The sequence below is a fragment of the Ruegeria arenilitoris genome, assembly GCF_013035425.1.
Taxonomy (GTDB): domain Bacteria; phylum Pseudomonadota; class Alphaproteobacteria; order Rhodobacterales; family Rhodobacteraceae; genus Ruegeria; species Ruegeria arenilitoris_A.
In genome coordinates this window covers 34,006-48,345 of the sequence record NZ_WQHX01000004.1, presented here as the reverse complement: position 1 = coordinate 48,345, position 14,340 = coordinate 34,006, and the positions used below count along the sequence as shown (strand labels likewise).

The following is a 14,340-nucleotide window of genomic DNA, read 5'->3' as shown; positions in this document are numbered from 1 at the left end:
CGGCAGAGGCATCTAAAAAATAATAAGGACTATTGGGGGGTATATCTTTGATTGTTTTGGAGAAACGGCCACAGCCATCCAGGGCGTGGTCTTTTGCTACCCCCCTGGTCGCAGTTCTGGCTACGATGGTGTTTGGCGGTGTTCTGTTCGCGGTTCTGGGCAAGAATCCCGTTGAGGCTATCGGAACCATTTTTTGGGAACCTCTTTTCGGCGAGTTTGCGTTTTATTACCGCCCGCAACTTTTGGTAAAGGGCGCACCACTGGTCCTGATTGCCATTGGTTTGTCGCTGGGCTTTCGTGCTGGTATCTGGAACATCGGCGCCGAAGGCCAATACATCATGGGCGCAATCTTTGGCGCAGCCGCAGGATTGGCGTTTTACCCACTGGAAGCGTGGTACATCTTTCCGGTTATGGTCTTTGCAGGGGCCTTGGGCGGTTGGGTTTGGGCAATGATCCCAGCCATTTTGAAAGTGCGTTTTGGAACCAACGAAATTCTGGTCTCACTTATGCTCGTCTATGTTGCAGAACAAATTCTGGCATCTGTATCTCTGGGCCTGTTGAAGAACCCTGAGGGGTTCGGTTTTCCCGGTTCCCGCAACCTTCAATCCTATCCCAGCGCCTACAACTCGGAATTGATCACAGGTTCAGGTATGCACTGGGGTGTAGTAGCCGCCTTTGTCGCCGTGATATTCGCTTATGTTTTGCTTAACAGGCATCTACTTGGCTTTCATATCCGACTGACCGGAGAAGCCCCCCGCGCGGCCCGTTTTGCGGGTGTGAACCCCGCCCGTCTGATCCTTTTCTGCCTGGGAACTTCAGGAGTTCTTGCCGGGCTTGCGGGGATGTTCGAAGTTTCCGGCCCATCAGGCGTGGTCAGTATAGACTTTAACGTCGGATACGGCTTTACCGCGATCATCGTCGCCTTTTTGGGCCGCCTGCATCCACTGGGGATAATGCTGGCCGGGTTCTTGATGGCATTAACCTATATTGGTGGTGAAATCGCCCAGTCTCAACTCGGCCTCCCCGCCGCAGCAATTCAAGTATTTCAGGGGATGCTGCTGTTCTTCTTGTTGGCCTTCGATCTTTTGACCAACTACCGCATCCGTGCGGCCCGCAGCGAGGTGGCGTAAACCATGGACCTTGGAGAAATAAATCCCGTTCTTCTGGTTGCCTCGCTGATGGTCGCGGCGACCCCATTGCTGCTTGCCGCGATAGGAGAGCTTGTCGTTGAAAAGGCTGGCGTGTTGAACCTGGGCGTGGAGGGCATGATGATCGTTGGCGCGATCAGTGGTTTTGCCATCTCGGTCGAATCCGGTTCGCCATGGCTGGGTTTCATTGCGGCAGCTATCGGTGGTGCACTGCTTTCACTCTTGTTTGTTCTTCTGACGCAGATTGCATTGGCTAACCAGGTTGCAAGCGGTCTGGCGTTAACCCTTTTCGGGCTGGGCTTCAGCGCGCTTATGGGGCAGAGTTATGTTGGTGTTAAGCCGCCCGACATGAGCGAAATCCACATTCCAGTTATTAGCGATATTCCTGTAATCGGTCCGATATTGTTCCAGCATGATCCCATCCTGTATGTCGGCATAGCCTTAACAGCCGCAGTGTGGGCCACGCTGAAATACACTCGCGTCGGACTGGTCTTGCGTGCTGTTGGTGAAAACCATGATGCGGCGCATGCACTGGGCTATAAAGTTATCAAGATCCGCATTTTGGCTATTATGTTCGGCGGTGCTTGCGCCGGTTTGGGTGGCGCTTACATCAGTCTGATCCGGGTTCCGCAATGGACCGAAGGAATGACTGCGGGTGTCGGATGGATTGCGCTAGCCCTCGTAGTATTCGCCAGCTGGAAACCGTGGCGCGCGTTGCTGGGTGCCTATTTGTTCGGCGGTATCACCGTATTGCAGCTAAATTTGCAGGCAGCGGGCGTTGCCATACCTGTCGAGTATCTGGCAATGTCGCCCTATATCATCACAATCCTTGTGCTTGTAATCCTTTCGGCCGACAAGAGCAGCGCACCAGCTTCACTGGGCCGAACCTTCCATGCCTCACACTAGGGGCCAACTGAATCAACTTGGGGAGTAACCATATGAAATTCACTTCACTTTTGGCGAGCGCAGCCATTGCGCTGGGTCTTGCGACCAGCGCCTTTGCACAAGACAAAACCAAGGTTGGTTTTGTCTATGTCGGACCGGTCGGAGACGGCGGTTGGACATATGAACATGATAAGGGCCGCCAAGCGGTCGAACAGCACTTTGGCGACAAAGTCGAAACTGTTTTCGTTGAATCCGTTCCGGAAGGGCCGGATGCCGAGCGCGTAATGACGCAGATGGCGCTGGAAGGCGCGGATTTGATATTTACGACCTCGTTTGGCTACATGGACCCGACCATTAACGTGGCCAAGAAATTCCCGGACGTGAAATTCGAACACGCAACTGGATACAAAACTGCAGACAACGTATCAGTCTATTCAGCCCGGTTCTATGAGGGTCGCGCAGTACAGGGTCACATCGCCGGAAAGATGACCGAGTCGAACATCATTGGTTACATCGGCTCGTACCCGATCCCCGAAGTGATCCGCGGCATCAACTCTGCCTATGTTCACGCCAAGAAAGTTAATCCGGACGTCGAATTCAAAATCGTTTGGGCTTACACTTGGTTCGACCCGGCGAAAGAGGCGGATGCTGCCACTGTTCTTATTGAACAAGGCGCGGACGTGATCCTGCAACATACTGACTCGACCGCGCCGCAGGCAGCAGCGCAAGAGGCGGGCAACGTAATCACGTTTGGACAGGCTTCGGATATGAGTGAATACGCGCCTATGCCGCGCGTTTCCTCGATCATCGACAACTGGGCGCCATATTATATCGCGCGCACTCAGGCTGTAATGGATGGGTCCTGGTCCACTACGAACACCTGGGACGGTATCGGACCAGGCATGGTCGAGATCGGCGAGATTTCTGACGCTGTTCCGGCCGACGTAAAGGAAGAAGCCCTTGCGATGAAGGACGCGATTGCAGATGGCAGCTATCACCCATTCACTGGCCCGCTGAAAAAGCAGGACGGGAGCGATTGGCTGGCTGACGGCGAAACAGCTGATGATGGCACTCTTGCCGGGATGAACTTCTACGTCGAAGGCCTCGAAGGTGAAATCCCTCAATAAACCCGGTACGTTAACCTAAAGAAAAAGCCCGCATTTTCTATGCGGGCTTTTTTGCGGCCATCGCAATCTCCGCTTGGATACAAACAAATGCAGACAGAAGCTCCTGCCCTAACTCAGAGTGATAACGGTGCTTGTGAGTACCGCCACGAAAGTCAAACAAATACAAATTCTGCTCGTTTTTGGGTCAGGCAGGGTGATTGATTGTTTGGCAATCGGGAGCGAATCTGCAGAGCTCACCCTTAATATTCGTCCTTCAATTTTGTAGTGCTTGGGTGGGTTGAATTGCAAATTCAAGGCCGCTTAAATTCTGCGTATCGTTAGATCTGGTAGATGGATTTCCCAAATAAATAATGCTCAAATAGCGTCTGCTAATAAGAAGCTCTAACGGAACCCCTGAACATGATTGACTTTCTGGTTATTGGCGGTGGGATAGCTGGGTTGAGCGCGGGTGCGCGATTATCCGAGCATGGGGCTGTGGCGGTTCTCGAAGCGGAAGATGCACTTGGCTATCACGCTTCAGGGCGATCTGCCGCTATGTTCGAACAAAACTATGGGCCGCCTTCTGTGGTGGCTTTGAACATGGCCGGGGCGCGTTTTCTTGAGTCAGAAAATGGCGGCTATCTGACGCCGCGTGGCCTGATGCTGTTGGGTGGATCGGCTCAAGAGGATCAATTTTTGCTGGATAGGCAAGCCCTGGGCATGCAGACCATCTCAGTTTCTGAGGCGAATGCGAAAGTACCAATCATCGACCCGAACGCAGTGGCGTTTGCCGCCATAAGCACGAACGCTTTTGACATCGATACGGACCGCCTGCTTCAGGATTTTGCCAGAACTATTCGTGCCAATAATGGTTCGATTTTAACCCGCCGAAAAGTGACAGGGATTCGCAAAGCCGGTCATTGGATTGTCGAGGCAGGTGACCAGTTTGAAGCACGCGTGCTTGTAAACGCCGCTGGAGCTTGGGTGGATGAAATCGCCGCGTTGGCAGGTATCACCCCAATCGGTATTAACCCGCTGCGCAGATCGATGGCACGGTTACCCGCGCCGGGCGGGTATGATGTTACTGGATGGCCAATGCTGTTCGGAGCCGGAGAAAGTTGGTACGCCAAACCCGACGCCGGGAAGCTGCTAGTTTCTCCGTCCGAGGCTGATCCAATACCACCTCAGGATGCCTTTGCGGATGACATGGTGTTGGCAGAAGGTTTGGCGCGCTACGAAGCGATGGTTACCGAGCCAGTCACCAGGGTCGAGACAAACTGGGCTGGCTTGCGAAGCTTCGCCCCTGACGGCACTCTGGTTCTGGGGCCAGACCCATCAGATCCAAGCTTTGTTTGGTCGGCTGGTCAAGGTGGATACGGGTTCCAAACCTCCCCGGCCGCCTCGCAGTTGGTGGCGGATTTGACCGTCGGAAACCGCCCAGAGATGAACTCGACTGAAATCACCGCGTTGAAACCAGACAGGTTGCGGAATTTATGAAACGAACACTTCCATCAAACGCGAGTGTAGCGTTCAAATCCGACGGCGGACGCCTTGTTGCTCCAGCCGCCAGTCGTAATTCTGCAGTACTTTGCGAATTGCTTGAACGCGTCGCGCCTGCTTCGGGTCACGCGCTGGAACTGGCAAGCGGTACCGGGCAACATGCCGCGGCATTTGCCCAGCGCCTGCCTGATTTAGTTTGGCAACCCAGCGAAGTGGATCCCGAGCGCCGTATTAGCATCGACGCCTATACCAAGGGTTTGGCGAATGTGAACTTAGCCGTTGATCTGGACGCAACAGCGAAGGATTGGCACAAATCTTTTGGCGGTCAAGATCTTATTGTCTTGGTTAACCTTCTCCATTTAATCAGCTGGTGGGAAGTGAAAACGCTCGTATTTGAGGCAGCGCAAGCTTTGAACATTGATGGGCAGTTTGTTGTCTACGGCCCTTTCATGCGTGAAGGCCGCCTAACAAGCAAAGGGGACAAACAGTTTCACGAAGCACTTGTTCAGCAAGATCCAGAGATAGGTTACAAAAACGACATGGACATGCTGACCCTATTCCAAAGATGCCGCTTGGAAGTGACTGAAACCATAGAAATGCCTGCAAATAATCTGGCGTTTGTCACGAAAAAAGCCCGCCAAGGCGAGCTTTGATCGATTGGTGACGCAGTCAGTATTTTATCGCCCACCTAGCCATCTTTGCGGATAACTGCGTTCTTTGGGTCATAGGGGCTGTCGCAGGTAACAATCGCGTCCCACAGCTTGTCCTGCATTTTGACCTTTAGCTTTGTTCCTTCGACCGCGAGTTCGGGCGACACATAGCCCATCCCGATTGATTTTTCGAAGGCCACCGAATAACCGCCTGATGTAAGGCGGCCAACGCGCTCGCCTTCTGGGGTATAAAGCGCCTCGCGGCCCCACGGGTCTGCATCGTCTGGGCCGTCGATCAGCAGCGTGCAACATTTTACGCGTACGCCTGTTTCTTCCAATTTGACCTTACCGTGAAAGTCTTTGGACAGGTCAACAAAGCGTGGCAGATCAGCCTCCAAAGGCGTCGCGTCCCTGCCTAATTCGGTACCGAAAGCGCGATAGGATTTTTCCTGGCGCAACCAGTTTTGCGCGCGGGCACCGACAAGTTTCATTCCATGCTTCTCACCAGCTTGCTCCAGCAGATCAAACAGGTAGTTCTGCATCTCGATCGGGTGGTGCAGTTCCCAGCCCAATTCGCCTGTATAGGCCACGCGGATCGCGTTGACCGGACACATGCCCAGTTCGATCTGACGCGCCGACAGCCACGGGAAGCGCTTGTTGGACAACGCAGTTTCCGGATCGGCGTCTTTGATAACTTCTTTCAAAACGTCGCGTGACTTGGGTCCGGCGATTGCAAAGACACCCCATTGGCTTGTCACATCCTGGATTTCGATGTAGCCGAATTCGTCCAACTTGTCTTCGGCCGCCTTGCGTAAAAAGTCTGCATCGTACTCGGTCCATGCACCAGCGGAGACAATGTAGTAGTTGTTCTCGCCGTTACGGACGATCGTGTATTCGGTACGCGTAGTGCCATGTGCTGTCAGCGCGTAGGTCAAGTTTATACGACCGACCTTGGGCAACTTGTTGCAGGTGAACCAGTCCAGGAATTGGGTCGCTCCGGGGCCTTTCACGACATGCTTCGTGAAAGCAGTCGCGTCGATCAGCCCAACGCCATTACGTATCGCTTTGGCTTCTTCAACTGCGTACTGCCACCAACCACCACGGCGAAAGGAACGGCTTTCTTCGTCGAAATTTGACGGTGCGTTTAGTGGGCCAAAGTAGTTGGGGCGTTCCCATCCGTTGACCCAGCCGAACTGTGCACCGCGCGCTTTCTGTCGGTCATAGGCAGGTGCCGTCCGCAGGGGGCGGCAAGCCGGGCGTTCTTCGTCAGGGTGGTGCAAGATGTAGACGTGGTCGTAGCATTCTTCGTTCTTGCGGGCTGCGAATTCGGTAGTCATCCAATTGCTGGAATAACGCTTGGGATCCAACGAGGCCATGTCGATCTCGGCCTCACCGTCGACCATCATCTGCGCCAGATAGTAACCGGTGCCGCCCGCAGCAGTAATGCCAAAGCTGAATCCTTCAGCCAACCACATGTTTCGCAGACCCGGCGCAGGACCAACCAGTGGGTTGCCGTCCGGGGTGTAGCAAATTGGACCGTTGAAATCGTCTTTCAGACCGCTTTCTTCGCAAGATGGAATACGATGGATCATGGCCATGTACTGGCTTTCGATCCTCTCCAGATCAAGCGGGAACAGGTCAGCGCGGAAGCTGTCCGGCACGCCATATTCAAAGCAAGCTGGCGCATTCTTTTCGTAAACACCCAAAATCCATCCACCGCGTTCTTCGCGCACATAGGATTGAGCATCTGCGTCGCGAACAACAGGATGCTCTGCCCCGCCGCTGGCACGGTAATCCACCAAAGCAGGGTCTTTGTCCATTACGATGAACTGGTGTTCAACAGGGATTGCCGGGATTTTGATACCCAGCATCCTTGCAGTACGTTGGGCATGGTTACCCGACGCAGTTACGACATGTTCGGCAGTTATTACCACTTGCTCGTCACCGGGTACAAGATTTCCGCCTTGTTCGATCATCTTAGTGCAAGTGACTTCCCAATGGGCGCCGGTCCAGTGGAAAGCATCTGCCTGCATCTTTCGTACAATCTCGACACCACGCTGGCGTGCGCCCTTGGCCATTGCCTGCGTAACATCGGCCGGGTTAATGTACCCATCTGTGTTGTGATACAAAGCGCCCTTGAGATCCTCGGTACGGATTAACGGCCAACGCGCCTTGATTTCGTCGGGGGTCAGCCATTCATAAGGAACACCGCAGGTCTCAGCAGTCGAGGCATAAAGCATGTATTCGTCCATGCGCTCGTCCGTCTGGGCCATACGAAGATTTCCCACAACGGCAAAGCCAGCATTCAGGCCGGTTTCTTCTTCGAGCGTTTTGTAAAAATCGACTGAATACTTGTGAATATGAGTTGTCGCGTATGACATGTTAAAAAGCGGCAACAGACCGGCGGCGTGCCAGGTAGAGCCCGAGGTCAACTCGTCACGCTCAATCAGCATAACGTCATCCCAACCGGCCTTGGCCAGATGATAGGCGATCGAGGTTCCGATGGCGCCACCGCCAACGACCAGTGCTTTGACTTGGGTTTTCATTAGCCCGCTCTCCGGATTAAATCTGTTTGGCAAGGTTTATGCCGAACAGAACGCCGAACCGCCAAGTCCATCCGACGCTATTGCGCACAAAACCGACTTTCTGGGAATCGTTCGCATAGCAGTGCCAACGCTCAGCTTGTTCCGGCGACCTCAAATGATCTTACCGGGATTCATAATGTTGTCTGGGTCCAACGCGGTTTTGATCGCTGACATGAAGTCTATTGCCGGGCCAAGTTCTTTGACAAGATAGGGTTTCTTTCCCTGCCCTATCCCATGCTCTCCGGTACATGTACCGTCCATCGATATTGCGAGATCATTTAACCACCCGACAAACTCTTCGGCTTTTGTAACTTCGTTGTCGTTTTCCATGTCGAGCAAAACCAGCGTATGGAAGTTTCCATCGCCAACATGTCCTACTATTGGCGCCATCAAGCCAAGCTGCGCTGCCTTGCGCTGAGTTTCAGTCACGCATTCAGCCAGACGAGATATCGGCACGCAGACATCCGTAGATATCCCCCTTGCGCCAGGCCGTAACTGCAGGCTTGCCCAATACATATCATGTCGGGCTTGCCAGAGCTTGTTGCGTTCTTCGGTAGTCGATGTTGCTGCAAAATCGGTTCCACCGAATTCTTCGGCTATTTGGCCAAAGGTTTCGGCTTGCTCTGCTGCTCCGCTGTCAGATCCGTGGAATTCCAGCAGAAGCAGTGGCGTTTCAGGCAAGGTCAACCCGGAATAGGCATTTGCCGCGCGTACTGACATGTCATCAAGAAGCTCGATCCGCGCAACCGGGATTCCATATTGAATAGTCATTATCACCGCCTGACAGGCCGCATCAACCGATGGAAAGGAACACCTGGCTGAAGTTATGGCCTCAGGAATACCCTGCAATCGAAGTGTGAGTTCGGTGATAATGCCCAGCGTACCCTCGGCTCCAATCAAGAGACGAGTCAGATCATATCCCGCCGACGACTTTTTCGCGCGATGGCCCGTCCGAATGATCTGGCCGTTTGGCATAACTGCTTCAATGCTAAGGACATTATCCTTCATCGTGCCATAGCGTACCGCGTTGGTACCTGACGCCCGGGTCGCAGCCATTCCGCCCAACGACGCATTGGCGCCCGGATCAATTGGAAAGAACAATCCCTGGTCCCGCAACTGCATATTCAAGTCTTCTCGGGTGACGCCCGGCTGCACAACACAGTCGAGATCACCTGCATTAACCGACAAAACCTTGTCCATCTGGCCCAAGTCTACCGATATTCCACCTGCCGGAGCATTCACGTGACCTTCCAGCGAAGTTCCCGTTCCAAACGCGATAACCGGCACCTTATGCGCAGCGCAAGTTTTGACAATTTCCGAAACTTCCTCTGTCGAATGCGGGTAAACCACAGCATCCGGGCTTTGGTTGTCGATCCAGGTTGTGGTGTGACCGTGCTGTTCGCGGATTGCTGCGCCGGTTTGCAGCCGATCTGCGAAACGCTGTTTAAGTATGCCAATGACAGTTTCTATACCGGTTTCGTTGCGCGGAAGCGCTCGGGCGTGCACCATCCTGTTCCTCCCCAGATTACAAGTCGGCGTTACAGCATTGCGGGAACGACCTGATCCGGCGGGCGGTGGCCATCCTCGAAAGTTTTGATATTGATGATCACCTTTTCGCCCATCTCGATCCGGCCTTCCAGCGTAGCCGATCCCATGTGAGGCAAAAGAACCACGTTTGGCAGCTGTCGGAGTCGCGGGTTCACATCGGTGCCATGTTCATAGACATCCAAGCCAGCACCAGCGATCTCATTTGCACGTATCATGCGGGTAAGAGCGTTTTCGTCGATAACCTCCCCGCGTGAAGTGTTCACGATCACCGCTGAAGGCTTCATCAGCTTCAGGCGCCTTGCGTTCATCAAATGGAATGTTGACGGAGTTGAAGGACAATGGATCGAAATAACATCCATCCGCGCCACCATTTGATCAAGGCTATCCCAATACGTTGCCTCCAGCGCTTCTTCGATTTCAGCCCGAAGCCTTCGACGGTTGTGATAATGCACCTGCATACCAAACGCGCTGGCCCGCTTTGCGACGGCCTGCCCGATTCTGCCCATCCCCAGTATTCCCAAGCGGCGACCGCCAACCCGACCGCCCAACAAAGCAGTTGGCGCCCAGCCTGCCCAATCACCCTTTTGCATTACGCTCTGTCCCTCGGGGATCCGACGGGTGACGGCGAGGATCAAAGCCATGGTCATATCCGCGGTGTCGTCGGTCAAAACACCCGGCGTGTTGGACACAAGAATGCCGCGCTGACGGGCAGTCGATACGTCGATATTATCAACACCCGCGCCGTAATTGGCGATCAGGCGCAACTTTTCTCCAGCCTGCCCCAGAATACCTGCGTCGATCGTGTCAGTAATTGTCGGAACAAGCACATCTGCTTCTTTGACAGCAGCAATAAGTTCTTCACGCGTCATTGGCGCATCAGTGTCCCGCAACTGAACATCGAACAGCTCACTTAATCTTGTTTCAACTGCCTCAGGCAACCGTCGCGTTACAACAACACTCAGACGTTCTCTTGGCACCTCGGATCTCCTACCGCTTTGCAATCAGTTGCGCGCCATGGCATCGTGGCGCAGGATCACACGGGGCACAAGAACCCCATGTCCTTAGATGCGACCTTTTTTCGAAGCACCACAAACAGGCTTAAGAGCAGGCAGGCAGTGATTGCTAATTTTTCGATTAAACGCCTCGTTCCGGCGGTTATTTGTATATTGATTGTCGCGTTGAGCGTATCTGCCGCCAACGCACAGGACAGGCGCGGCCAAGTAACCAATTTACCACTGCCGCGCTACGTCTCGATGAAAGCAGCCGAGGGCAACGTGCGCCGCGGTCCATCACTGACACATCGAATCGACTGGGTATTCAAACGTCGCGGGATGCCACTGCAGATAACAGCGGAGTATGGCAACTGGCGTAAGGTTCAGGATCGTGACGGCGCTGGGGGCTGGGTGCATTATGCGCTGCTTTCAGGAGTGCGAACCGTATTGATCGAACCGGACTTGCTGCCGATTTACGCCACGCCAGACCCTAATTCACAGGTCAACGCGCATTTTGAGTCAGGAGTGGTGGCAAGGCTAGGCTCTTGCACGATTGATTGGTGCCGCATCTCCGCCGGGGGATATCGGGGCTGGACACTCAAAGCCAATCTTTGGGGTGTGGAACAATCCGAAGTTAGGGAATAGTGGGTATTTCTTAGAAACCGCGTTCAATTCCAATCCGTATCCCGTGATTTATTCGATATCATCAAACCGAAGGTCTTAAGTTTCGACATACGCAATAGTTGCCGTCAGAAAACGCCTACCATACGGCTCGCTCGATCCTTTGCGTGGAAATTTGAAGACTGACACCTTGCCCGTATCTGATGAAAGGTTGAGGGCTTGAAAATATTTCTTTAGCGGTATCGATTTTTACTGAAAACCTCTTGAACCTGATAAACATCAGTCGTAGATAGCCGCTCACCGTTGGGGTGTAGCCAAGTGGTAAGGCAGCGGTTTTTGGTACCGTGTATCGTAGGTTCGAATCCTACCACCCCAGCCACCACCTCCTAAGTTATTGATATAATGCAGATTTCTGCTTTTCAGCCCGTAGTTTCGGGTAGCTTCAGAGGTATAAAAATACCCCAGACCGACAGAACTACGATATCGTGCCCGTTTCCCCGAAAAGTCTGGAATCGCCATTTCCGCGGTAGCAGTTTGGGCAAATGTGATGGAGATAGCATCGCCCCTTATCGGGTAACAAATGCGACACGGGGCGGCTCAACGCACAAGTATCCGTTGGCCGGATACTGATTAGGATAACTGATTGATTATGGGAAGTATTACAGCGCCTCGAAGACTTGTCGCTGCTCTGTCCAGATCGGAGAGAAGGCATATCGTTTGAGCCAGTCGGATGTCATACCAACGGGCTGCCGGCCTTCACGAACTGCTCTGATCACGTCCGGCGCCAGAAACGCCAGCTCGATCAGTTGCTGAACGCGGCGTTTCGAGACACCTTCGGCCTCGGCGATCTCAGCAAAGGTTTTCCCCGATCGGACCAGATCGAAGTACCGATGCGCGCGGGCAATGTTGCGTAGCAGGGTTGCATCGATTTCCGGCTGCGTATCGCCGATGATAAGTTTGGTTTCCACGCCGCGCTTGCGATGTTGGAACGCTGAGGTGACGGTCAGCAGATCTCCCACGATGCGCGTCGCATTTACATCAAGACAATGTGCGAGATGTTCGCCTGACAAGGTGATGCGAATGTCGCCGGGCGCGATATCGATGCGGGCGACCAAATCAAGGCAGTGGCGCATCGTATCTTTGTCTGCGGCGGCGTCGCCCCTAAAAAATTCGGACAGGTGGGCTCCAATCCCGACAGTTTCTTCGGCGGTCGCGTCGCACAAGATATTCGCGAGGACCTCTGGTTGACTGAGGTGTCGCCGGATCAGATCAGCGACCTTGTCTTCCAATTCCGGTGCTGGCAACCGCCACCCCGATGGATCACGTGGCGCCGTACCCCGTACCAGCCGATGTGAGACGTAGTATCTGAGTTTGCGACCTTTGGCGGTTTTCGAATGGCTGGGCGTCAGGCGATCCCCAGTCTGATCGTAGATCCTGCCGGCCAGCGGCGATGCCGATGCTTTGGCGCCCTTGCGGTTCCGTTTCGAGAATGTCCGATCCTTCAACGCATCGGATCTGAGTTGATCCTGGATGCTGTCCCAGACCTCGGGTTCGATCAGCGGTGGGTGCTGGCCGGGATAGACTTTCGCGTGGTGCCGGATGCGACCGGCATAGACCGGGTTGGTCAGGATATAGTGTATATGGCCATAGCTAAATTGCGCGCCCCCTTTCACCCTACCCGAGATAAGTTTGCGCACCGGTGTCTTGAGACCGAGGGCATCAACCGCTTCCTTGACGACACGCGTGTTCCGATTCTCGAGATACAGATCATAGATCGTGCGGATCACCTCGGCGTCCTTCTCGGCAATCTTCAGCGATCGTCCATCAGCGGCGTAGCCCAGCGGCACCGTCGCACCCATCCACAACCCTTTTTTCTTAGAAGCTGCGATCTTGTCGCGGATGCGCTCGGCCGTCACTTCGCGTTCAAACTGGGCAAAGGACAGCAGCATGTTTAGCGTCAGCCGCCCCATGCTGGTGGCAGTATTGAAGGACTGCGTAACCGAGACAAAAGACGTGCCCGCCGCATCCAGCCGCTCGACCATCTTGGCAAAATCCGCCAGCGAGCGCGTGAGACGGTCGATCTTGTAGACGAGGATCTGATCCACAGCACCACGGTCGATATCGGTCAGCAGGCGCTGCAAACCCGGGCGCTCCATACTGCCGCCGGAAAGACCGCCGTCATCATAACGCTCCGGCGACAGCACCCAACCTTCCGCCTTCTGGCTGGCGATATAGGCGGCACAGGCTTCGTACTGCGCATCGAGAGAATTGAACTCCTGCTCCAAGCCATCCTCTGAGCTCTTGCGGGTATATATGGCACAGCGGATCTTATTCATGTGTTAGCCCCTGCCCTGCCGTTGAGGCCAAAGAACCGGGGGCCCGACCAGCTTGTCCCGGTAATCTGAAGCGCGATGGCCGACAGGGATTTGAAGTGGTCGCCGTTCATCACGAACCCGTCTTCACTTACCTCGACCTGATACCGCCTGCCGTTCCACTCCCGCACAAGCTGCGTGCCGGGTTTGATGACGGGTGTCGGAGTTCTGACCTGCTTGCCGCCTGCAGCGGATTTCAAAGCGCGCTTCACCTCTGTCGTCAGGCCCCCGAAGGCGTGGCATTGCGCGTGCCAGATCAGCGCCTTGCGCATGAAGATCGTCGACAGGAAGTGTGGCGGGGCGTCGCCAAACGCCTCCGCCCAGGCCACGCGCAGGGCCGCCCGGTCCATTTGACCAAGTTCTCCCCAGCGCGCGGCGATGTGATCATTGCCCGTCATCAGGCGGCATCCGCCGGCTGTGCCGTGATGCGGTAACAGGATGCTTTCCCATTCGCAGGTTTTTCCGCAACGATCTCGAACCCTGCCTTGCGCAGGCCCGTCAGCGCCGCTCGCGTCGTATGCGACTGCCAGCCGAGTTTTTCGCTGATCGTGGCAACATCCGCCCCGGCTTTGCGGGTCAGCATCTGGATGAGCCGCGCTTTCTTGGTTTTTGGTTTCGGTGATTTTGTCATAGGTCTTCTCCATATTGTTCAGACAGGTCGGAAATGATCCTGCTACTGACCAGAGCCCGGAGGCCCGGGCGGAGAAGGCGGCACACAGCGCCAGGTGCGTCGCGACACAGACAGTACCGCTCTATTTGGCGCACAAGTCCAGTGGAATTACGGCCGCTTAGCGCAGAAAAGCCGTCATCTGACAAAAATCGTCAAATGACCGCGTCGAGCCCGTTGCGGACTGTTGTTGCCGAAAGCATTAGAACAGGTTTTGGCCTTCTCATTCTTTCCTTGACGGACATCTATAAAACTAACCAATTGGA

General features: G+C 54.5%; 12 protein-coding genes and 1 tRNA gene. 7 read left to right on the top strand and 6 right to left on the bottom strand.

All coding sequences use genetic code 11. From position 1 onward, the window contains the following. The first annotated feature begins 47 nt into the window (after positions 1-47). From GOV45_RS12680 to GOV45_RS12660, 5 genes are all read left to right on the top strand, one after another. Positions 48-1,130, top strand: a complete 1,083-nt coding sequence (locus GOV45_RS12680) for an ABC transporter permease (protein ID WP_170478279.1) — start codon at positions 48-50, stop codon at positions 1,128-1,130. A 3-nt stretch (positions 1,131-1,133) separates the two neighbouring features. Then, complete coding sequence (locus tag GOV45_RS12675) at positions 1,134-2,054, top strand: ABC transporter permease (protein ID WP_170478277.1); 921 nt, start codon at positions 1,134-1,136, stop codon at positions 2,052-2,054. A gap of 32 nt (positions 2,055-2,086) precedes the next feature. Continuing rightward, positions 2,087-3,160, top strand: coding sequence for a BMP family ABC transporter substrate-binding protein (locus tag GOV45_RS12670; RefSeq protein WP_170478274.1), 1,074 nt, complete (start codon positions 2,087-2,089; stop codon positions 3,158-3,160). Between the two features lie 399 nt (positions 3,161-3,559). Then, positions 3,560-4,636 carry an NAD(P)/FAD-dependent oxidoreductase gene (locus GOV45_RS12665; protein WP_170478271.1) on the top strand — a complete coding sequence of 359 codons (1,077 nt, stop codon included), beginning with the start codon at positions 3,560-3,562 and terminating at the stop codon, positions 4,634-4,636. Then, on the top strand, positions 4,633-5,292 hold the full coding sequence (locus GOV45_RS12660; RefSeq protein ID WP_170478267.1) for a DUF938 domain-containing protein: 660 nt from the start codon (positions 4,633-4,635) through the stop codon (positions 5,290-5,292). The genes GOV45_RS12665 and GOV45_RS12660 overlap by 4 nt, the downstream gene beginning before the upstream one ends. A 35-nt stretch (positions 5,293-5,327) precedes the next feature. On the opposite strand, the gene GOV45_RS12655 is transcribed toward GOV45_RS12660, so the two are convergent. The 3 genes from GOV45_RS12655 to GOV45_RS12645 all read right to left on the bottom strand — a co-directional run bounded on the left by GOV45_RS12655 (position 5,328) and on the right by GOV45_RS12645 (position 10,399). Beyond that, entirely contained in the window at positions 5,328-7,835 is a 2,508-nt protein-coding gene (locus tag GOV45_RS12655) for a GcvT family protein (protein WP_170478265.1), read from the bottom strand. 150 nt (positions 7,836-7,985) lie between these two features. Further along, complete coding sequence (locus GOV45_RS12650) at positions 7,986-9,383, bottom strand: FAD-binding oxidoreductase (protein WP_170478262.1); 1,398 nt, start codon at positions 9,381-9,383, stop codon at positions 7,986-7,988. A 29-nt stretch (positions 9,384-9,412) separates the two neighbouring features. Continuing rightward, on the bottom strand, positions 9,413-10,399 hold the full coding sequence (locus GOV45_RS12645; protein WP_170478260.1) for a 2-hydroxyacid dehydrogenase: 987 nt from the start codon (positions 10,397-10,399) through the stop codon (positions 9,413-9,415). Positions 10,400-10,540: 141 nt separating this feature from the next. Here GOV45_RS12645 and GOV45_RS12640 point away from each other — a divergent pair, with 141 nt between their 5' ends. Both GOV45_RS12640 and GOV45_RS12635 read left to right on the top strand, forming a co-directional pair. After that, positions 10,541-11,059, top strand: a complete 519-nt coding sequence (locus GOV45_RS12640) for an SH3 domain-containing protein (protein WP_437436525.1) — start codon at positions 10,541-10,543, stop codon at positions 11,057-11,059. 280 nt (positions 11,060-11,339) lie between these two features. Beyond that, positions 11,340-11,414 (top strand) — tRNA-Gln (locus GOV45_RS12635). A 280-nt stretch (positions 11,415-11,694) separates the two neighbouring features. Here GOV45_RS12635 and GOV45_RS12630 read toward each other — a convergent pair. The 3 genes from GOV45_RS12630 to GOV45_RS12620 are packed head-to-tail and all read right to left on the bottom strand — an operon-like array spanning position 11,695 to position 14,038. Then, on the bottom strand, positions 11,695-13,371 hold the full coding sequence (locus GOV45_RS12630) for a recombinase family protein (RefSeq protein ID WP_170478255.1): 1,677 nt from the start codon (positions 13,369-13,371) through the stop codon (positions 11,695-11,697). Continuing rightward, the gene (locus GOV45_RS12625) at positions 13,368-13,805 is read right to left on the bottom strand and encodes a DUF2924 domain-containing protein (protein WP_170478254.1); all 438 of its coding nucleotides are present in this window, start codon (positions 13,803-13,805) and stop codon (positions 13,368-13,370) included. Before GOV45_RS12625 ends, GOV45_RS12630 begins: the two co-directional genes overlap by 4 nt. Further along, entirely contained in the window at positions 13,805-14,038 is a 234-nt protein-coding gene (locus tag GOV45_RS12620) for a DUF3489 domain-containing protein (RefSeq protein ID WP_170478251.1), read from the bottom strand. The genes GOV45_RS12625 and GOV45_RS12620 overlap by 1 nt, the downstream gene beginning before the upstream one ends. Between the last annotated feature and the right edge of the window lie 302 nt (positions 14,039-14,340).